Here is a 17,753-nt window from a genome sequence, read left to right as displayed (position 1 = left end):
CGGTGGTTCTCGCTCTCGACCCCAAGCGAGGCGCCGATCTGCTGCAGGGCCGGCAGCATGATGTCGATGGCCAAAGAGTTGAGCGCCATCAGCGCCGCGCAGAGCGCAATGAATTCCCAGCGCGGAATGGGCAAGCTCGTTGCCGATTGCTGCGCTGCTGCCTGCTTGTCCACGACAAAATCCGATCATTCAAACGAACATGCGCCGGGAGACCGGCGCATCCATTCGTCTCGTTCTCAAAGTATCGAGAACAACAATGCCGAGGTGGGGCAACCCCGGAAATGAGCGCCACCGGCCAGACAGCCGGCAGCGTGTTCAATCAGGCAGCGCCTTTGACGCTGACACCCTTCTCGACCAGGAAGTCCTGCAACTCGCCGGCCTGGAACATCTCGCGCACGATGTCGCAACCGCCGACGAACTCGCCCTTGACGTAGAGCTGCGGGATGGTCGGCCAATTGGAGTAGTCCTTGATGCCCTGGCGCAGTTCCGCCGAGTCGAGGACGTTCACGCCTTTGTAGTCGGCCCCGATGTAGTCGAGGATCTGCACCACCTGGCCGGAGAAGCCGCACTGCGGGAAACCGGGCGTACCCTTCATGAAGAGGACGACGTCGTTGCTCTTCACTTCATTGTCGATGTAGTCGTTGATGCCGCTCATGGACGATCCTTTCACGCCTGTGGGAGTCAGGCTCGAAGCATGCCCCTCAAATAAACCCATAGGTTGGCTGAAACAAGACGTTAGCCGCGACGCCACCGAAATGGCGCAAGGGATCACGCGTTCTTGGGCCAAGCCGCTATTTGCTGGCGCGCACGCAGATGAATGCCGGCGCCAGGTTCAGCTCGGCGAAGTGCCGGGGATCGACGGCTTCCATTTCCGGCACCGGGCGCGGTTCGACGAAGCGGTCGAGCCTCCAGCCGGCATCGATGAGGCCGTTCAGGATGTCGCCTAGTGGCCGGCGGTAGGATTCGACATAAGGCTTGGGCTCGCCGAATCCGGCCCAGTGCATGCCCCACAGATTGGTCTCGAAATAGGTCTTGTCGCCTCGGCTGCGGACATCTTCCCAGTCGCGCATCGGATGACCCATCGAGAAGACCAGCCAGCCGCCGGGGCGCGCCACACGGTGGAATTCCGAGAAAACAGGTCCCAGCTTCTCGACATAGTCGAGCGCCAATGAGCAGACCACGCCATCGACACTATTGTCGGCGAGCCACTCCAGCGGTCGGGTCAGGTCGCCCTCGCGGATGTCGACATCGAGACCAGCGCAGCGGCGTCGGGCAAGCGCTGTCATCTCGGGTGTCACGTCAAAGGCGCTGATACGCGCGCCGGCGCGCGCCAGCTTCTCGGTGCAGATGCCTGAACCGCAGCCGGCGTCGAGAATGTCCAACCCCTCGACATCGCCCACGAGCGCGAGGGTAGCGGGACGTTCATAGAGCCCGTTATGCGGCTTGGTCGGCGCCAGCGCATCGTAGCGATCCGCGAAGGAGGCATAGGCACGTTTCGCGATCGGCGTTGCATCGCTGGCCATGATCTTTGCTCGAAAGTTGGGAAGGCTCAGTCGGGAGCGCTGGTCTGCAGGGCAAGCGCATGAAGCACGCCGCCCATATTTCCCTTCAGCGCGTTGTAGACCATCTGGTGCTGCTGCACGCGGCTCTTGCCCCGGAAGCTTTCGGCCACGACTTCGGCGGCATAGTGGTCGCCGTCGCCGGCGAGATCGCGAATCGTCACCTTGGCGTCCGGAATGCCTTCCTTGATCAGCCGTTCGATATCGCGCGCATCCATTGCCATGGCAAAATCCTGTTTTTCGAGCGGGGGAGCGGTGCAGCCCGTGCGATGAGAGAGTCGCCTGAGCCTAAAGCCTTTCCGGTCCGGATTGAAGCCGTTCCGTCCAGGGTCGAGGGCTTACGGGGTATTCTGATCTGGATGGGCCGTATCCGGCGCGTCTTCACGCATCGAGTAGCCGCGACCGAGGCTGAAGGTCAGCACATAGAGCGGAATGTTGATCACGATGCTGACCAGGGGCAGGTAACTGGTCCACTGCCAGGCGGGGGAGAAGAATGGCTGGCCGTAGCCGTCGCACAGAAGCGAGGATCCGTAAGCCCAAAGCGCACCGGTGACGACCGTTACGCCAAAAAGCTTGACGCAGGTGACGATGTGCCTTGCCCGGACAGGATCCGGCAACAGGCGCTGCCAAAGAATCAGGCACAGGATCGGAACCGCATAGAGGAGGTCCTGGACGGCCAGCATCGGAAGCGCGCCGTTGGCCGCGGCAAGAAACTCGGCGCGGGTCTCGAGACGTGGGCAGACATCGCTCGACGTCGTCGACAGCAGGAAAAAGATGAACGGTCCCAGGAACCAAAAGAAGAACAGGGACGGCCAGAAGACGACTGCAAGCAGCGCCCGGACCGCCAGCCTCGTCAAGCTGTCTGATCCATGAAGCGCGGGAACCAGCCCTCATGGGCCGCGGTGAGCTCGCCGACCGGGATCGCGCGCGCCTCGCCGAGCTTCAGTTCTCGGCCGCCGGTCGTGCCGATCCACGGCGCGAAGATGCCGAGCATGCTCTGCTCCTCGCAGATCCTGTCCCATTCGGCGCTTTGCGGATCGATCGACAGTGTCAGCAGGTAGCGGCCCTGGTCCTCGCCGAACCAGACCGGAATGGGATCGGTGCCGGTCAGCCCAGGAATGGTCGCGCCGATGCCGGAGGCCATCGCCATTTCGGCGAGCGCTATCGCCAGGCCGCCGTCGGAGACGTCGTGGGCGGCGGTGACGATGCCGGAGGCGATCAGCGCTCGTACATGGTCGCCAACGCGCTTTTCATGTTCGAGGTCGACTGGCGGCGGCGGACCGTCGGCCCGGCCGTGGATGTCGCGCATGTAGACGGACTGGCCAAGATGGCTGCCCCAGCTCGGCGGCGCGCCGACCAGCACGATCATCTGGCCTTCGGCGGCAAAGCCGATGCGGGCCATTTTCGACCAGTCGGCGATCAGCCCGACGCCGCCGATGGTCGGGGTCGGCAGGATGCCGCGGCCGTTGGTTTCGTTGTAGAGCGAGACATTGCCAGAGACGATCGGGAAGCCGAGCGCCCGGCAGGCATCGCCGATGCCCTTAACGGCGCCGACGAACTGGCCCATGATCTCGGGTCGCTCCGGATTGCCGAAATTGAGGTTGTCGGTGGCGGCGAGCGGCAGGGCGCCGGTGGCGGTCAGGTTGCGCCAGCATTCGGCCACAGCCTGCTTGCCGCCCTCGTAAGGATCTGCCTCGCAATAGCGGGGCGTGACGTCGGAGGAGAAGGCCAGCGCCTTGGTCGGATGGCCCTCGACGCGCACCACGCCGGCATCGCCGCCGGGAAGCTGCAGCGAATTGCCCTGGATCAGCGTGTCGTACTGCTCCCATACCCAGCGGCGTGAGGAAAGGTCCGGCCCGCCGAGCAGCTTCAGCAGCACGTCCGCGACATCGGCCCTGGGCGCATCGCTGGCGGCCAGGGGCGCCGGCTTCTTCGCTTCGATCCAGGGACGGTCATACTCCGGCGCCTGGTCGCCAAGCTCCTTGATCGGCAGATTGGCGACCTCATCGCCCTGGTGCAGCACGCGGAAGCGCAAATCGTCTGTGGTCTTGCCGACGATGGCGAAGTCGAGGCCCCATTTGCGGAAGATCGCCTCGGCTTCCTCTTCCTTCTCGGGGCGCAGCACCATCAGCATGCGCTCCTGGCTTTCCGAGAGCATCATCTCATAAGCGCTCATGCGCTCTTCGCGCACTGGAACCCTGTCGAGATCGAGCTCGATGCCGAGATCGCCCTTGGCTCCCATCTCGACCGCCGAGCAGGTGAGGCCGGCCGCGCCCATGTCCTGGATGGCAATGACGGCGCCCGACGCCATCAGCTCGAGGCAGGCCTCCAGCAGGCATTTCTCGGTGAACGGGTCGCCGACCTGAACCGTCGGGCGCTTCTCCTCGATCTTGTCGTCGAATTCGGCGGAAGCCATGGTGGCGCCGCCGACGCCGTCGCGCCCGGTCTTGGCGCCGAGATAGACGACCGGCAGGCCGACGCCCTTGGCCTGCGACAGGAAGATGGCGTTGGTCTTGGCGAGGCCTGCAGCAAATGCGTTGACCAGGATGTTGCCGTTGTAGCGCGGGTCGAAATTGACCTCGCCGCCGACGGTCGGCACGCCGAAGGAATTGCCGTAGCCGCCGACGCCCGAAACCACGCCGGCGACGAGGTGCCGGGTCTTGGGATGGTCAGGCGAACCGAAGCGGAGGGCATTCATCGCGGCGACCGGACGCGCGCCCATGGTGAAGACGTCGCGCAGGATGCCGCCGACGCCAGTCGCCGCACCCTGGTAGGGCTCGATATAGGACGGGTGGTTGTGGCTCTCCATCTTGAAGACGACGCAGTCGCCGTCGCCGATGTCGACCACGCCGGCATTCTCCCCGGGACCCTGGATCACCTGCGGGCCGCTGGTGGGCAGGGTGCGCAGCCATTTCTTGGACGACTTGTAGGAGCAGTGCTCGTTCCACATCGCCGAGAAGATGCCGAGTTCTGTGAAGCTCGGTTCGCGCCCGACCAGATCGAGGATGCGCTGGTATTCGTCGGGCTTGAGCCCGTGCGCGGCAACGAGCTCGGGGGTGATCGGCACGGAATTGGAAATGGTCATGAGCGGCGATTTTTATCCGTGGAGGAGGGGAGTTTTTCGAGTCCCCTCTTATCGCAAGCTTTCGCTCGATACACCCCATCGGTTGATGAAAAACGCCGGAAAGCCACAAGGTCGCGCCTGTCGGATCGCCAGGGCCGGCGGCGCTCGTCAGGAAAAACTGTCGTAGCCGGCACGGCCTTCGTCGAGCAGGCGGCGGATGACGGCGACCCCGCCGGCGACATCCCTGCTTTGCCGCGGTTGCGATACACCGAAGCGGACGCCGTGGAAGACCTGCTCGGAGCGGCCGGCCTTGAACTCGTCCTCGTCATCGATGAGCACGCCTTGCGCCAGGCACGCATTCTTGAAAGTGCCGGACAACCAGGGGTCCGGCAAGGTCAGCCAGACGAAGGGAACATTGTCCTTCGCTTTGACCTCGAATCCCGCCAGCGTTTCGCGCACGATGGCGATGCGCGCCTGGATTTCGGCAATGCAACGCTGCCTGATCTCACCGGCCTGGCCCGACATGATCAACCTCGTGCCGACCTCCGCCAGCAGGAAGGGCAGGCCGCCGGTCATCATCTTGTGCGCGACGCGAATGCGATGGCGGTAGGCCGGCGGACAGGACAGCCAGCCGCTGCGTACACCGGCCGCGACCGATTTCGACAAGCCGCCGGCGACGATCGTGCGTTCCGGCGCGTATTCGGCGAGCAGCGGCGTCGGATCATCGGTCAGCTCGCCATAGAGATCGTCCTCGATCAGCACGACATTGTACTCGCGCGCGATGCGCGCAATCGCCTGGCGTCGTTCCGCCGAGAGCGTGACCAGCGTCGGGTTCTTCGCCGTCGGCATCACGAACATCATCTTTGGATGTTTTTGCGCGCAGACGCGTTCGAAATCGTCCGGGTCGACCCCTTCGTCATCCGCCGAGACCAATGCCGTGCGGCGTCCGATCAACCCGGCGCTGCGCGAGATCTGCGAATAGGTGAGATGCTCGAATACGACATAGTCGCCGGGCATGGTGAGCGCGGCGATCGCCGCCATCACGGCGGCATGGGTGCCGAGCGTCGGCACGATGGAATCGGGCGAGGGCCGGAAGGCGTTGCGCGCAAGCCAGCGGCTGCCCGCTTCGTACCAGCGTTCGGGAAAGTCCCTCGTATAGCTCGATATGTCGTGTGGGTGCTCCTGAGCAGTCCGCGCCAGCGTTTCGGCGATGATCGCGCCCTGGCCGACATCGGGAGCGGCGGTGCTGTCGAAGCGCAGCTTGCCGGTCGGCGCATCGATGAACCGGGTGCCTTGCCCGGTGGACTCCAGGTCCGGCTTGGGGCTGTCGCCCTGCGCGAGCACATAGGTGCCGCGTCCGACTTCGCCGCTCACTAGGCCGCGTTCGCGCAACAGCTGATAGGCCCGGCCGACAGTGCCGACGGTGGTGCCGATGTCATAGGCGAGGTCACGCTGCGGCGGCAGTTTTGCACCGGCATCGATGACGCCCTTGTCGATATCTGACTCAATGCTGTCAGCAAGGCGCTGGTACAGAGGACCGGCACCAGAGGAGAGATCAGGAAGCCAATTTGTCATGGTAACAATTTTCTATATTGCACCGCGCGATGAGTCAATCGATATGACATCACGGGTGGATAAGGTACAATTCATAAGCTTGGTTGATCGCAAGATGAATACAATTGATACAATTCGTTACGGCGGCACTGAATTGCATGCTGGCGCCTCGGCTCGCCGTGGCTTCGTCGGCCGGTTGACGCTTGTGCTTCGTTCCGCCGCCAGCCAGCTTGACCTGATGATGCAGCGTCGCCGAGGGCGCCTTGCGCTCATGGAAATGACCGATGAGCAGCTCAAGGATATCGGTATCTCGCGCTGCGACGCCCATCGCGAAGGCATCAAGGCGTTCTGGGAGTGAGCGCGGCCTGCGTTTGATACACGCCCGGCACGCCGCCTGCGGGGTACTATCTTCGCAGGCGCCCGATGCCATGATCGGCGAGCACGGCCAGCATGGATAGGGCGACAAACAATGCGGTGATGGCCAGCGACGAGATGGCGACGCTGGCCTCGCCGTCCTTCGCCACGTCGAGGAACGGGTAGGGCACTTCACCGGCGAATGGCGCGCGTATGAGCACGCAGGCCAGATAGGCAAGCGGATAGATCATCCACCAAGGAATGTCGCGCCAGCGCGTCCCGCCGTCAGCCCCTGCGATCAGCCACCACAGCACGAAGAGCGGCGGCGTCACGTAGTGGAGCAGGATGTCGCAGAGCAGAAACAGACCCTCGGGCTGCCAGAGACCCGCCAGCACGGTCCTGTAGACGATGAACACAAGGGTGATGGCTACCGCGACGCCGGCCCGTATACGGCGCCCGGCGAAGGCTGGGAACCACGCATAGCCGGCAGGTGACGCCAGCGACGCATGCACCAGCACCGCGCCGATGTTTGTCAGGACGGTAAAGAAGCTGAAATAGAAGACGATCGAGCCGAGCAACCCGCGCCCGGCGGCCATCGACGCCGGTATGGTGATCGCGAATTGGATGACCAGCGCGATCAATCCAATGACCAGTCCCGCGCGTTGCAGGAACCGGCCCATGGCTGGCCTACGCCGCCGCCGCGCAGGACGGATTGCCTGCCTGCCAGCGGGCGATGTCGGAGCCGATGCGGGCGCCAAGCGGTTCGGCCATCAGCGGGCCGAACACGTCCACCTTGCTGGAATTGCCTTGCGCCTGCACGACCAGCAGCGGCTTGCCGCCATAATGCTTGGCGGGCACCAGCAGGAAGCGCGGCGTGCCACTGAAGGAATTGAGCTCGTTGGCCATCTGGTAGGATTTGAAGGCCGGGTCCTTGCTGGCGATCCAGCATTTATGCGCCGCGATCGCCACCTGCTCCATGGCAAGCAGCGAAGCGCTCTTGCCCGAAGGCGCTGGCACCGTTTTCGGGGTGGACTGGCAGGAAGCCAGCGCAAAGCCGGCCGCAGAGAGGAGCGCCAGGCGAACAATCGTCAGTCTCATGTCAGGCGCCCCCAGTTGCCAGAAGTGTGAAAAATGATCAGGCGGCGATACCGAGCGCGCTTTCGAATAGCGCTCGCCCGTCATTGCCGCCATGCGCGGCCTCGATCAGGTTTTCGGGATGCGGCATCAGGCCAAGCACATTGCCCTTCTCGCTGACGATGCCGGCGATATCGTTGATCGAGCCGTTCGGATTGGTGTTTTCGGCATAGCGGAACACCACCTGGCCTTCGCCCTCCAGGCGGGCAAGCGTCTCGGCGTCGGCGAAATAGTTGCCGTCATGATGCGCGACCGGCGAGCGGATGATCTGGCCCGGCTGATAGCGCCGGGTGAACATCGTGTTGGCGTTGGCGATTTCGAGCTTCACCTGCCGGCAGACGAATTTGAGCGAAGCATTACGCATCAGCGCGCCGGGCAGCAATCCAGCCTCGACAAGGATCTGGAAGCCGTTGCAGACGCCGACCACGGTCACGCCCTTGGCCGCTTTCTCAGCGACCGCCCGCATCACCGGCATGCGCGCGGCAATCGCGCCGCAGCGCAGATAATCGCCGAAGGAAAAGCCACCGGGGATGGCGATCAGGTCGACATCGGGGATCTCGGTGTCGGTCTGCCAGACGGTCGCCGGCGCCTGACCGGAAATCTTGGTCAACGCCGCGATCATGTCGCGGTCGCGGTTGAGGCCAGGCAGGAGGACGACGGCTGATTTCATGGCAGTTCCCGTTCGCTGATTTCAAGCAGATACCGGGGTGGAACGTGGTCGGTCAACCACACGCCGTTGTCGGAGAGAAAGAATGTCGCTCCGTTCACAGCCATGGCCGCCGAGTCGACCCGCAGGATAACATCTTTTCCTTTGCGTCGCCGCGCTACGATGCGAGCCGTCTCGACATCCTTCGATAGATGCACATGCTGGCGCGACTGGCTGGTGAGGCCCTCACGCAGGATGGCTCGAAGAAACTCTTCCTTCGTGCCGTGATAAAGTACTGGTGGCGGCGTGGCTGGCGCCAGTCCGAGATCGACGTCGACGCTGTGGCCCTGCACGGCGCGGATGCGATCGCCTTCAATGGCAAATCGCTTCTTCGGGTTCTCGTCGACGACGCGTACGACGTCGGCGGACGATGCGCCGAACTTCCGCTCGATCGCTGTGCAGAGCGTGCTGAGATCGGCCCAACCATTCTCGTCGAGGGTAAGGCCTGCTTCTTCTGGCGCGTACCGCAGCACAAGGCTCATGAATTTCGAGATTTGAATGTCGTTCGGCATTGCGGTTTTCTGGGTATGAGCCGGACCGAAGCCGTGGAATGCGTTATCCGATCGAGACGCTGTAATTCTCAATCACCGTGTTGGCCAGAAGCTTGTCGCACATGGCCTTGAGGTCGGCCTCGGCCTTTGCCTTGTCGGCTCCCGTGAGCTCGATGTCGAAGACCTTGCCCTGGCGCACCTGGCCGACACCGTCAAAACCAAGCCCCGAGAGCGCATGCTCGATCGCTTTGCCTTGCGGGTCGAGAACGCCGTTCTTGAGGGTGACGGTGATGCGGGCTTTCATCGATACTCCTGAAAAGTCGTGAGCGGGAGCGCCCGCCGTTGCCGGCGGGCCGCTCAATCGTCAGTGCTTCATGCCCTTGGGCGGCTCGGAAGAGGCGACGAGGACCGGTCCGGTCGGGCGCGGCGGCTCGTTCTCATTCATGATGCCGAGGCGGCGGGCGACTTCCTGATAGGCCTCGACCAGGCCGCCCATGTCACGGCGGAAACGGTCCTTGTCGAGCTTGTCCTGGGTCGCGACGTCCCACAACCGGCAGGAGTCGGGCGAGATTTCGTCGGCGACGACGATGCGCATCATGTCGCCTTCGAACAGGCGGCCGCATTCGATCTTGAAGTCGACGAGTTGGATGCCGACACCGAGGAACAGGCCGGAGAGGAAGTCGTTGACGCGGATGGCCAGGGCCATGATGTCGTCGATTTCCTGCGGGCTTGCCCAGCCGAAGGCGGTGATGTGCTCTTCCGACACCATCGGGTCGTCGAGCGCGTCGGCCTTGTAATAGAATTCGATGATCGAGCGCGGCAGCACAGTGCCTTCCTCGATGCCGAGGCGCTTAGCCAGCGAGCCGGCGGCGACATTGCGCACCACGACTTCGAGCGGGATGATCTCGACTTCCTTGATCAGCTGCTCGCGCATGTTGAGCCGGCGGATGAAATGGGTGGGGATGCCCATGCGGTTCAGATGGTTGAAAATGTGCTCGGAAATGCGGTTGTTCAGCACACCCTTGCCATCGACCACTTCGTGCTTCTTCTTGTTGAAGGCGGTGGCGTCGTCCTTGAAGAACTGGATGAGCGTACCCGGCTCAGGCCCCTCATAGAGGATCTTGGCCTTGCCTTCATAAATGCGGCGGCGATTTTTCATCTGATTTTTCTCTGGATTTGCGGGCAGGCGGCAAGCGACCAGTTCCTGTCCGTCTGCCTAAATTAGTTGTGGCGACGGTGGCGTTCAATGCCGGTGTCTATAGCAATCGCAATGTTTGCTCAATCGCCAAATCCTGCCAATCAACCGGTTTCGGGACTGAAATGCCGCAGCGCAGCAAGCGACATAGCATGACTTAGCATATTGACCGGCTCGCGGCCTTTTGGTTTGTGCTTGGCAAGCACACATATGCAATGCCAAGCGAATCGAATTGACCGGAGGGACATCATGAACAGCATGAAAGACCGCGAAGAGGGCTTCGAGCGCAAATTCGCTTACGACGAGGAGCTCCGCTTCAAGGCCGAGGCGCGTCGCAACAAGGCACTTGGCCTGTGGGCCGCCGAAAAGCTTGGCAAATCTGGCGCCGACGCGGAGGCCTATGCCAAGGAGGTGGTGGTTTCCGACATCGAGGAAGCCGGCGATCACGACGTTTTCCGCAAGATTCGCAAGGATTTCGACGCCGCCGGCATCAGTCAGTCGGACCATCAGATCCGCCGCACCATGGACGAGTTGATGGCGCAGGCGATCGAGCACATGAAGAACACCTGACGCTGTGTGGGCATGATGTCTCCCGAAAACCGGTTCACACTTTTCGGCATCATCCTCTAGCTGGACCAATCGACCGCCCGGCCCACCCGGGCGGTTTTTCTTTGCCTCGCCGCCGTTTCCGGCCGAAACTGCGCATTGTTAACAAGGAAAGTTCCGATGTCGCTGAAGTCTCGCCTGGCTGCCGATGAAACGCTGTTTACCGCCTGGTCCGGAGTGCCGGATGCGCTGACGGTCGAGATCATCGCCAAGCAGGGTTTCGATGCGGTCACCCTCGACATGCAGCACGGCGGCCACCACGAGGACAGCGTGTTGCGCGGTATCGTGCCGGTGCTTGCCGCCAACAAGCCGGCGCTGGTGCGGATCCCCGTCGGCCGGTTCGATATGGCGAGCCGGGCGCTCGATTTCGGGGCCGAGGCGGTGATCGCGCCGATGGTGAATTCGGTGGCCGATGCCAGGCAGTTCGCCGCCGCGATGAAGTACCCGCCGCTGGGCGAGCGGTCATGGGGGCCGACCTATGCCTTTCCGCGCCACGGCAAGGGCGACCATGCCGAGTGGCTGCGCGACAGCAACCAGCGCACCTTGGCCTTTGCGATGGTCGAGACGCGGGCGGCGTTCGATGCGCTGGACGGTATCCTCGACACGCCCGGCATCGACGGCATCTTCGTCGGCCCATCTGATTTCTCGATCGCCTGGTCGAACGGCACCACCGTCAATTCGACGCTGGAAAGCATGATGGAGACGGTGGCCTCGATCGCCGAGCGGACGCGCAAGGCCGGCAAGCATGCGGCGATCTACGTCATCGAGCCGTCGGTCGCCGGACGCGTCGTGTCGATGGGCTACCGATTGCTCGCCATGGGCTCGGACCACGCGCTGATCTCGCTCGGCGCCAAGACCCTTTTGAAGAGCATGCGGGATTCTATCGGCTCTTGAGGCAGCCTTAGGGCTGCTTCAACTCCGTCAAGAACTTGGCGAACGTCATCGAGCCTTCCGGCCAGGGGCCGAAGCCGGCATCCTGGTTGAGATGGCCGGCCTCGCCTGCGTCGATGAACAACGATCCCCAGGCGGCGGCAATATCCTCGGCGACCTCGAAGGCGCAGAAAGGATCGTTGCGGCTGGCGATCACGATCGACGGAAACGGCAGGGGATCGCGCGAATAAGGCCCGAAGGTCATCAGGTGCCTCGGCCTGATCTCGGGGTTGGCGACGTCCGGCGGCGCCACGAAAAATGCGCCGGCGACCGGCTTCTTGAACTGCGGGATCGCCTGCACCGCCGCCGCGACGCCGAGCGAGTGGGCAACGATCACGACCGGGCGTTCGGCCTCGTTGACCGCGTTCGCGACGCTCGCCGTCCAGTCGTCGCGCACAGGCTTCGTCCACTCGGACTGCTCGACACGACGCGCCGTCGATAGTTTCGACTGCCAACGGGTCTGCCAGTGCTCTGGACCGGAATTCGTGTAACCCGGCACGATCAATATGTCTGCGTCTTTGACTTTCATGATGCCGATGTAGCGAGCGGCTTTGCCGTGCGCAACCATGCCAGACAGGCGAATGGTATCGCAATTGTGAACAACTTGTTCGATTCTTTCCGTCTTGTGTGAACGATCACAATCGACGATCTGATCAGAGACAAAGAAAATAAGCGACGCCGGGGATTCCACGTGATTGGAGTTTCGCCGGAGACCGTTCGAACGGAGAATGTGATGAGTGAATTGCCTTTTGCCGCGACCACGCCGGTTAGCGTGTCCCGCGTTGGATTGAAGGCGCGCGACGCGGAGAAGCTTGCCGCCTATTACCGCGCCGTTGTCGGCCTGCAGGAACTGAGCCGCGCCGACGGCGCGATCACGCTTGGCGCCGCCAATCGTCCGCTTCTGGTGCTGGAGCAGGATGCTTCGGCCAAGCCCGACGATCCGCGCAGCGCCGGCCTGTTCCATACCGCGTTCCTGCTGCCGTCACGCGCCGATCTCGGCCGCTGGATCAGCAATGCCGCAGTCAACAGGATCGGCATCGACGGCGCATCCGACCATCTGGTCAGCGAAGCGCTTTATCTGACCGACCCCGAAGGCAACGGGATCGAGATTTATGCCGACCGCCGCCCGCAGGATTGGACATGGAACGGCGACAAGATCGCCATGGCGACCGAGCGGCTGAATCTGCCCGGAGTTGTCGCCAGCGTGCCGGCGGGCGATGCCGGCTGGCAGGGCGCGCCGGAAAACACCATCGTCGGCCATGTGCATCTGCGCGTCGGCCGTCCGGAGGACGCCGAGGCCTGGTGGCACGACGAGTTCGGCTTCGACACCGTCGCCAAGTATGGCGGCCAGGCGGTGTTCCTGTCTTCTGGCCATTATCACCACCATATCGGCGCCAATGCCTGGCAAAGCGCCGGCGCCGGTCGTCGTGACCCGGGCCGCTCGGGCCTCGCCTGGGTCGAGATGCGCTCGGACAATGTAAAGGCAGAGACGACCCGCGAGGATCCGTGGGGCACGGTCATTCGCACTGTACCTGGCAAGGCCTGATTGGCTGCCTGCCGGCCCGCATGACATAGGCTCGCCGTTTGGCGGGCCTTTTCATGTGGAATGTGCCTTAGCTCTCCCCGAAGACCCGCTCGAAGATCGTATCGACATGCTTGGTGTGATAACCGAGGTCGAATTTCTCCCGGATTTCGGCCTCGGGGAGCGCGGCGGTCACTTCCTTGTCCGCCAGGAGTTCCTGAAGGAAATCGGCGCCGTGTTCCCACACCTTCATGGCATTGCGCTGCACCAGCCGGTAGGCATCCTCGCGTGACACGCCTGCTTGGGTCAGCGCCAGAAGCACGCGCTGCGAATGCACCAGGCCTTGGAACTTGTTGAGGTTCTTCAGCATGTTCTCGGGATAGACCAGCAGCTTGTCGACGACGCCAGTGAGGCGGGCCAACGCGAAGTCGAGGGTCACCGTCGCATCCGGTCCGATCATGCGCTCGACCGAGGAATGCGAGATGTCACGCTCGTGCCAGAGCGCCACGTCCTCCATGGCCGGCATCGCGTAGGAGCGCACCATGCGGGCAAGGCCGGTGAGGTTTTCGGTCAGAACCGGGTTGCGCTTGTGCGGCATCGCCGACGAGCCCTTTTGTCCCGGCGAGAAATACTCTTCCGCCTCCAGCACTTCGGTGCGCTGCAGGTGACGGATTTCGATGGCAAGGCGCTCCACCGACGAGGCGATGACACCGAGCGTGGCGAAGAACATGGCGTGGCGGTCGCGCGGGATGACCTGCGTCGACACCGGCTCGGGCTTCAGCCCCAGCATTTTGGCCACATGTTCTTCGACATAGGGCTCGATGTTGGCGAAGGTGCCGACCGCGCCCGAAATTGCGCAGGTCGCAATATCCTCCCGCGCGTGCACCAGCCGCTCGCGGCAGCGGGAGAATTCGGCATAGGCCTGCGCCAGCTTGACGCCGAAGGTCGTCGGCTCGGCATGGATGCCATGGCTGCGGCCAATGGTGATGGTGTCCTTGTGCTCGAAAGCGCGGCGCTTGAGCGCTGCGAGCAGCGCGTCGATGTCGGCCAGCAGGATATCGCTGGCGCGCGCCAGCTGAACGGCAAGGCAGGTGTCGAGCACGTCGGACGACGTCATGCCCTGATGGATGAAGCGCGCATCCGGCCCGACGAACTCGGCGAGATGGGTCAGGAAGGCGATGACGTCGTGCTTGGTGACGCGCTCGATCTCGTCGATCTTCTCGACATCGAATTTGGCAGCGCCGCCCTTTTCCCAGATAGTCTTGGCGGCTTCCTTGGGAATGACGCCGAGCTCCGCCAGCGCGTCGCAGGCATACGCCTCGATCTCGAACCAGATGCGGAAGCGGGTTTCGGGAGACCAGATTGCGACCATTTCCGGCCGTGAATAGCGAGGGATCATTCTTCAGTCCTGCCTGGGAAGCGTTGGCCGCGTCCTAACAGAGGCCGGCCCAATGCTCAACGCCGCTGGTGTGCAAACCGCGTCGGTTGCGATGTGGCCTATCACGCCATGGTGAACGAGACGCGGCGGGCGATGCATCCAATCCGGCATTCGTTTGTTATTGTGGGCCGCCCCACGTCCCCACGGGCGCGGCCATCCAGCGGAGGACCAGCATGACCACCGATCCCAGCAAGATACGTGAGCATATGGAAGTTATCGGCGCCGATGGCATCCATGTCGGCACAGTGGACAAGGTCGTGGGAGACCGGATCAAGCTCACCAAGGCCGATAGCGGCATGGGCAAGCACAAGGGGCATCACCATTACGTTCCATTGGCCCTCTTTGCCGAGGTCGAGGAGGGCAAGGTCTGGCTGTCGGCCAATTCCGATGTGGCGGTCACCTTCGAGGAAGAGAAGTCCGATCCGACCTGATTGGCGACCTAGCGCGACGACCATACAGGAAACAAATCGCGGTCTGCGGGCGTCGCCGCGTATACGCCCCGGCTGATGGCGCGCGCCATCGTTGCGCCGGCGGCAGCGTAAAGATCGATGGCCGCGTCAAAGCTGAGCTCGATGCCGCTCCTGCCGGTCGCCAGGGCGAAGACCAGGTCGCCGTCGGCTGGTGTGTGCGTCGGCCAGATGGCACGCGCGAAACCGTCATGCGCCGAAATCGCCAACCGCTTGGCCGCGGCCTTGGTCAATACAGCGTCCGTGGCGATGACCGCGATGGTGGTGCTGGCGCCTTCGGGATGTGAGGCGGTGCGCCTGTCACGGTATTTCAGCAGTATTTTTCGCGCGTCCTCAGGCATTGGGTCGGGATAGCCCAGACCGCCGAACTCGTCGCCGATCTCGAAAGGGGCCGCCCAGAAATGCCGGCTGCGCCCGATCGTCACCGAGCCGGTCGGGTTGACGGCGGCGAGCGCGCCGATGGTGACGCCGCTGTCAAGCACGGTCGAGGCGGAGCCGAGCCCGCCTTTCAATCCCGACGTCAGCGCGCCGGTGCCCGCACCGACGGTGCCGATTGGAAAGTCGCCGCTTGCCGTCTGCACCGCCTCGAAGCCGAACTCGCGGTAGGGTGGATAGCGGTCCCATCCCTTGTCGCCGCCATTGGGCAGATCGAACAGGATCGCCGCCGGCACGATCGGCACGCGGAAGCCGCCCACTTCGAGGCCGATGTTTTTCTCCCGCAGCGCCGCCTGTACGCCGGAGGCGGCATCGAGGCCGAAGGCCGAACCGCCGGACAGGACGACGGCATGGACGGCTGCGACCGAGTTTTGCGGCTCGAGCAGGTCGGTCTCGCGCGTGCCGGGCGCGCCGCCCAGCACCTGGACGCCCGCCACCGCCGGCTCATCGCAGAGCACGACCGTGACGCCGGATTTCAGCTTGGCGTCTGCGGCATTGCCGACACTCAAGCCGGCGACATCCGTGATCAGATTGCGCGGTCCCGTGCGAAACATCACTTCACCTCCAGCGGCACGAATCTAGTGCCGTCGAAGCGGAAGACCCGAAATGGATTCTGGCTGAGGTCGCCCTTGGCGTCGAAGCGGATGGTGCCGATAGCGGTGGCGAAGTCGTGCCCGGTCAATGCCTCGGCGAGCGGTTTGCCTGAGCTTGCCGCGTCCGCCACTGCCGCCTTGGCGACCTCGACCGCGGCATAGGCCGGCAGGGTGTAGCCATCCGGCACGATGGTCTTGGCGCCAAAGGCCTGCACGACCTTTGGGTCGGCGGCCTCCGCCCATTCCGGCAGCGCAGTCATCAGCGTGCCGACCGCGTAGGGCACGGCGTCCGGCGGCGTGCGCAGGTTTTCCCCGCCGGCGAAGGTCATGCCGGCGTTCAATTGGGCGGCGTCGCGCCCCATGATGGCGATGTCGTCGCCGTCGCCGCCGGCAAACACCTTGGTGGCACCGGCCTTTTTCAGCCGCCCGACCAGGCCGATCTGGTTGTCGAGCTGCGGCCGGAAAGTGTCTACGAAGACCGGCTTGAGCGCTGCCTGTTCGGCCGCCGCGCGGAAGGTTTCGGCGAGCTCGCGGCCGTAGATCGTGCCGTCGTCGACGATGGCGAAGAGGTCGTTGCGCCACAGTTGGGTGAGCCTGCTTGCGATTGCGTTGCGCTCGTCGTCGCCGCGGGGTCCGAGCCGGTAGACCGGCCAGCCGGTCTTGGCACGCCGGTCGGTCAGGCTCTCGGTGCGCACGCCGACGGTGATGACGGGAATGCCGGCGTCCTTAAGGATCGGGAGCGCCGCCTCGATAGCATCGGTGCAGAGGAAGCCCACCACGACATTGACCTTGTCGGCCGCGAATTCTCTTGCCGCCGCGGCCCCGCCATCGGCGGTGCAGGCATCGTCAACGGCTTTGATCGTGAGGTTGTTCATCTGCGCCGCTAGGCTGGCGCCGGCCTCGATCTGCTTGCCAAGGATAGCAGATGGACCGGAAAGCGGCGCGGCGACGCCAACCAGCGTCTCTGCGTCGGCACCCGCAGCCAGCGAAAGCAGCACGGCCAAAGTCGTCGTGAGAAGGCGCATTCGAGCGAAGAGGTCCTCCGTGCCGGGAGTATAGTTCCAGCACTATCCCCGCAAAGACCTAAAGGGTGGCTAAGGTCTGTGCAACACGCGAATTTCAGGATTGCGGTCAAGCACTTCGCTTGTGGCATGCAATATGCCGCCATATATAACGGACTGGTTTTTTCACAGGTGGATCATCGGTGCTGAAGGTCAATGACATCGGGCCGCAGGCCTATCGCGATGCTATGGCGCATTTCGCTGGCCATGTGCATGTGGTGACGACCGACGGTCCCGCAGGCAAGCGGGGCGCGACCGTGATCGCCGCTTGTTCGGTCTCGGACACGCCGCCGACGGTCCTGGTGTGCCTCAACCGCGAAAATCCAAAGAACGAAGCCTTCGTCAGGAACGGCAAATTCGCGCTGAACACTCTCGCCTCGGACCAGGAGGCGATCTCCGTGGGGTTCTCGGGCATCACCGGCCTGCCGTCCGAGGAACGCTTTGCGTTGGGCGAATGGGACGTGATCTCGACCGGCGCGCCGACGCTGAAAGGTGCGCTCGCTGTATTCGACTGCGAGATCATCGATACCAAGGATCTCGCCACGCACCGTGTGCTTTTTGGCAAGGTGACAGGTCTGCGTATCGGCGATAATTTGCGGCCGCTGATCTACCACAACCGCGGCTACCACGTTCTTTGAACAGGC

Annotated in this window: 22 protein-coding genes and 1 pseudogene; 6 read left to right on the top strand and 17 right to left on the bottom strand. The window is 63.4% G+C overall.

The genetic code is table 11. The annotated features are described in order from the left end of the window. From Q0L57_RS25385 to Q0L57_RS25355, 7 genes and pseudogenes are all read right to left on the bottom strand, one after another. Positions 1-173 (bottom strand): annotated as a pseudogene (locus Q0L57_RS25385) (MFS transporter); the annotation flags it as partial. Between the two features lie 146 nt (positions 174-319). Continuing rightward, on the bottom strand, positions 320-655 hold the full coding sequence (gene grxD, locus Q0L57_RS25380; protein ID WP_095806028.1) for a Grx4 family monothiol glutaredoxin: 336 nt from the start codon (positions 653-655) through the stop codon (positions 320-322). Positions 656-791: 136 nt separating this feature from the next. Next, positions 792-1,523, bottom strand: a complete 732-nt coding sequence (locus Q0L57_RS25375; RefSeq protein ID WP_296745812.1) for a class I SAM-dependent methyltransferase — start codon at positions 1,521-1,523, stop codon at positions 792-794. Between the two features lie 26 nt (positions 1,524-1,549). Then, the gene (locus tag Q0L57_RS25370; protein WP_296745811.1) at positions 1,550-1,783 is read right to left on the bottom strand and encodes a BolA family transcriptional regulator; all 234 of its coding nucleotides are present in this window, start codon (positions 1,781-1,783) and stop codon (positions 1,550-1,552) included. A 114-nt stretch (positions 1,784-1,897) separates the two neighbouring features. Beyond that, a complete protein-coding gene (locus Q0L57_RS25365; protein WP_296745810.1) occupies positions 1,898-2,416 on the bottom strand; it encodes a hypothetical protein in 519 nt (172 codons plus the stop codon). After that, the gene (purL, locus tag Q0L57_RS25360; RefSeq protein ID WP_296745809.1) at positions 2,413-4,644 is read right to left on the bottom strand and encodes a phosphoribosylformylglycinamidine synthase subunit PurL; all 2,232 of its coding nucleotides are present in this window, start codon (positions 4,642-4,644) and stop codon (positions 2,413-2,415) included. The genes Q0L57_RS25365 and purL overlap by 4 nt, the downstream gene beginning before the upstream one ends. A gap of 147 nt (positions 4,645-4,791) precedes the next feature. Next, positions 4,792-6,198 (bottom strand): PLP-dependent aminotransferase family protein, encoded by a 1,407-nt coding sequence (locus tag Q0L57_RS25355; RefSeq protein WP_296745808.1) that lies wholly within the window; start codon positions 6,196-6,198, stop codon positions 4,792-4,794. 94 nt (positions 6,199-6,292) lie between these two features. Between Q0L57_RS25355 and Q0L57_RS25350 the strand changes: the two genes are divergently transcribed. Continuing rightward, complete coding sequence (locus Q0L57_RS25350) at positions 6,293-6,535, top strand: DUF1127 domain-containing protein (protein WP_296745817.1); 243 nt, start codon at positions 6,293-6,295, stop codon at positions 6,533-6,535. 46 nt (positions 6,536-6,581) lie between these two features. On the opposite strand, the gene Q0L57_RS25345 is transcribed toward Q0L57_RS25350, so the two are convergent. Genes Q0L57_RS25345 through purC form a run of 6 tightly spaced genes read right to left on the bottom strand, consistent with a single transcriptional unit; the run spans position 6,582 to position 10,021 of the window. After that, positions 6,582-7,211: a Pr6Pr family membrane protein gene (locus Q0L57_RS25345; RefSeq protein WP_296745807.1), complete on the bottom strand. Its 630-nt coding sequence runs from the start codon at positions 7,209-7,211 to the stop codon at positions 6,582-6,584. A gap of 7 nt (positions 7,212-7,218) precedes the next feature. Further along, positions 7,219-7,629 (bottom strand): hypothetical protein, encoded by a 411-nt coding sequence (locus Q0L57_RS25340; protein ID WP_296745806.1) that lies wholly within the window; start codon positions 7,627-7,629, stop codon positions 7,219-7,221. 37 nt (positions 7,630-7,666) lie between these two features. Beyond that, positions 7,667-8,335, bottom strand: a complete 669-nt coding sequence (gene purQ / locus Q0L57_RS25335; RefSeq protein WP_296745805.1) for a phosphoribosylformylglycinamidine synthase subunit PurQ — start codon at positions 8,333-8,335, stop codon at positions 7,667-7,669. Next, positions 8,332-8,883 carry an RNA 2'-phosphotransferase gene (locus tag Q0L57_RS25330; protein ID WP_296745804.1) on the bottom strand — a complete coding sequence of 184 codons (552 nt, stop codon included), beginning with the start codon at positions 8,881-8,883 and terminating at the stop codon, positions 8,332-8,334. Before Q0L57_RS25330 ends, purQ begins: the two co-directional genes overlap by 4 nt. Positions 8,884-8,926: 43 nt before the next feature. Then, positions 8,927-9,166, bottom strand: a complete 240-nt coding sequence (gene purS / locus Q0L57_RS25325) for a phosphoribosylformylglycinamidine synthase subunit PurS (protein ID WP_296745803.1) — start codon at positions 9,164-9,166, stop codon at positions 8,927-8,929. A 60-nt stretch (positions 9,167-9,226) separates the two neighbouring features. Further along, positions 9,227-10,021: a phosphoribosylaminoimidazolesuccinocarboxamide synthase gene (gene purC / locus Q0L57_RS25320; protein ID WP_124997632.1), complete on the bottom strand. Its 795-nt coding sequence runs from the start codon at positions 10,019-10,021 to the stop codon at positions 9,227-9,229. 285 nt (positions 10,022-10,306) lie between these two features. On the opposite strand from purC, the gene Q0L57_RS25315 reads away from it, so the two are divergent. Both Q0L57_RS25315 and Q0L57_RS25310 read left to right on the top strand, forming a co-directional pair. After that, positions 10,307-10,627, top strand: a complete 321-nt coding sequence (locus tag Q0L57_RS25315; protein ID WP_296745802.1) for a DUF1476 domain-containing protein — start codon at positions 10,307-10,309, stop codon at positions 10,625-10,627. Between the two features lie 156 nt (positions 10,628-10,783). Next, positions 10,784-11,557, top strand: a complete 774-nt coding sequence (locus Q0L57_RS25310) for an HpcH/HpaI aldolase/citrate lyase family protein (protein WP_296745801.1) — start codon at positions 10,784-10,786, stop codon at positions 11,555-11,557. 7 nt (positions 11,558-11,564) lie between these two features. Here the strand turns inward: Q0L57_RS25310 and Q0L57_RS25305 are convergent, their stop codons facing one another. Continuing rightward, a complete protein-coding gene (locus Q0L57_RS25305; protein ID WP_296745800.1) occupies positions 11,565-12,122 on the bottom strand; it encodes an alpha/beta hydrolase in 558 nt (185 codons plus the stop codon). A 204-nt stretch (positions 12,123-12,326) separates the two neighbouring features. On the opposite strand from Q0L57_RS25305, the gene Q0L57_RS25300 reads away from it, so the two are divergent. Then, on the top strand, positions 12,327-13,139 hold the full coding sequence (locus tag Q0L57_RS25300; protein ID WP_296745799.1) for a VOC family protein: 813 nt from the start codon (positions 12,327-12,329) through the stop codon (positions 13,137-13,139). Positions 13,140-13,206: 67 nt separating this feature from the next. On the opposite strand, the gene purB is transcribed toward Q0L57_RS25300, so the two are convergent. Then, complete coding sequence (purB, locus tag Q0L57_RS25295) at positions 13,207-14,514, bottom strand: adenylosuccinate lyase (RefSeq protein WP_296745798.1); 1,308 nt, start codon at positions 14,512-14,514, stop codon at positions 13,207-13,209. A 212-nt stretch (positions 14,515-14,726) separates the two neighbouring features. Here purB and Q0L57_RS25290 point away from each other — a divergent pair, with 212 nt between their 5' ends. After that, a complete protein-coding gene (locus Q0L57_RS25290) occupies positions 14,727-14,984 on the top strand; it encodes a DUF2171 domain-containing protein (RefSeq protein ID WP_296745797.1) in 258 nt (85 codons plus the stop codon). Between the two features lie 8 nt (positions 14,985-14,992). On the opposite strand, the gene Q0L57_RS25285 is transcribed toward Q0L57_RS25290, so the two are convergent. Together Q0L57_RS25285 and Q0L57_RS25280 are read right to left on the bottom strand one after the other, a co-directional pair. Next, positions 14,993-16,009: a P1 family peptidase gene (locus tag Q0L57_RS25285; protein ID WP_296745796.1), complete on the bottom strand. Its 1,017-nt coding sequence runs from the start codon at positions 16,007-16,009 to the stop codon at positions 14,993-14,995. Then, positions 16,009-17,073: a branched-chain amino acid ABC transporter substrate-binding protein gene (locus tag Q0L57_RS25280; protein ID WP_296745795.1), complete on the bottom strand. Its 1,065-nt coding sequence runs from the start codon at positions 17,071-17,073 to the stop codon at positions 16,009-16,011. The genes Q0L57_RS25285 and Q0L57_RS25280 overlap by 1 nt, the downstream gene beginning before the upstream one ends. 179 nt (positions 17,074-17,252) lie before the next feature. On the opposite strand from Q0L57_RS25280, the gene Q0L57_RS25275 reads away from it, so the two are divergent. Next, a complete protein-coding gene (locus tag Q0L57_RS25275) occupies positions 17,253-17,747 on the top strand; it encodes a flavin reductase (RefSeq protein WP_296745794.1) in 495 nt (164 codons plus the stop codon). Positions 17,748-17,753: the final 6 nt, after the last annotated feature.

Origin of the sequence: Mesorhizobium sp., assembly GCF_024509055.1 — a bacterium.
GTDB lineage: Bacteria > Pseudomonadota > Alphaproteobacteria > Rhizobiales > Rhizobiaceae > Mesorhizobium.
This window is presented reverse-complemented; position numbering and strand designations above follow the sequence as displayed.

Bases quoted from the DNA above. Each gene is read 5' to 3' on its own strand.
- grxD (WP_095806028.1), bottom strand. From the start codon at position 655: ATGAGCGGCATCAACGACTACATCGACAATGAAGTGAAGAGCAACGAC.
- Q0L57_RS25375 (WP_296745812.1), bottom strand. From the start codon at position 1,523: ATGGCCAGCGATGCAACGCCGATCGCGAAACGTGCCTATGCCTCCTTC.
- Q0L57_RS25370 (WP_296745811.1), bottom strand. From the start codon at position 1,783: ATGGCAATGGATGCGCGCGATATCGAACGGCTGATCAAGGAAGGCATT.
- purL (WP_296745809.1), bottom strand. From the start codon at position 4,644: ATGACCATTTCCAATTCCGTGCCGATCACCCCCGAGCTCGTTGCCGCG.
- Q0L57_RS25355 (WP_296745808.1), bottom strand. From the start codon at position 6,198: ATGACAAATTGGCTTCCTGATCTCTCCTCTGGTGCCGGTCCTCTGTAC.
- Q0L57_RS25350 (WP_296745817.1), top strand. From the start codon at position 6,293: ATGAATACAATTGATACAATTCGTTACGGCGGCACTGAATTGCATGCT.
- Q0L57_RS25345 (WP_296745807.1), bottom strand. From the start codon at position 7,211: ATGGGCCGGTTCCTGCAACGCGCGGGACTGGTCATTGGATTGATCGCG.
- Q0L57_RS25340 (WP_296745806.1), bottom strand. From the start codon at position 7,629: ATGAGACTGACGATTGTTCGCCTGGCGCTCCTCTCTGCGGCCGGCTTT.
- purQ (WP_296745805.1), bottom strand. From the start codon at position 8,335: ATGAAATCAGCCGTCGTCCTCCTGCCTGGCCTCAACCGCGACCGCGAC.
- Q0L57_RS25330 (WP_296745804.1), bottom strand. From the start codon at position 8,883: ATGCCGAACGACATTCAAATCTCGAAATTCATGAGCCTTGTGCTGCGG.
- purS (WP_296745803.1), bottom strand. From the start codon at position 9,166: ATGAAAGCCCGCATCACCGTCACCCTCAAGAACGGCGTTCTCGACCCG.
- purC (WP_124997632.1), bottom strand. From the start codon at position 10,021: ATGAAAAATCGCCGCCGCATTTATGAAGGCAAGGCCAAGATCCTCTAT.
- Q0L57_RS25315 (WP_296745802.1), top strand. From the start codon at position 10,307: ATGAACAGCATGAAAGACCGCGAAGAGGGCTTCGAGCGCAAATTCGCT.
- Q0L57_RS25310 (WP_296745801.1), top strand. From the start codon at position 10,784: ATGTCGCTGAAGTCTCGCCTGGCTGCCGATGAAACGCTGTTTACCGCC.
- Q0L57_RS25305 (WP_296745800.1), bottom strand. From the start codon at position 12,122: ATGAAAGTCAAAGACGCAGACATATTGATCGTGCCGGGTTACACGAAT.
- Q0L57_RS25300 (WP_296745799.1), top strand. From the start codon at position 12,327: ATGAGTGAATTGCCTTTTGCCGCGACCACGCCGGTTAGCGTGTCCCGC.
- purB (WP_296745798.1), bottom strand. From the start codon at position 14,514: ATGATCCCTCGCTATTCACGGCCGGAAATGGTCGCAATCTGGTCTCCC.
- Q0L57_RS25290 (WP_296745797.1), top strand. From the start codon at position 14,727: ATGACCACCGATCCCAGCAAGATACGTGAGCATATGGAAGTTATCGGC.
- Q0L57_RS25285 (WP_296745796.1), bottom strand. From the start codon at position 16,009: ATGTTTCGCACGGGACCGCGCAATCTGATCACGGATGTCGCCGGCTTG.
- Q0L57_RS25280 (WP_296745795.1), bottom strand. From the start codon at position 17,073: ATGCGCCTTCTCACGACGACTTTGGCCGTGCTGCTTTCGCTGGCTGCG.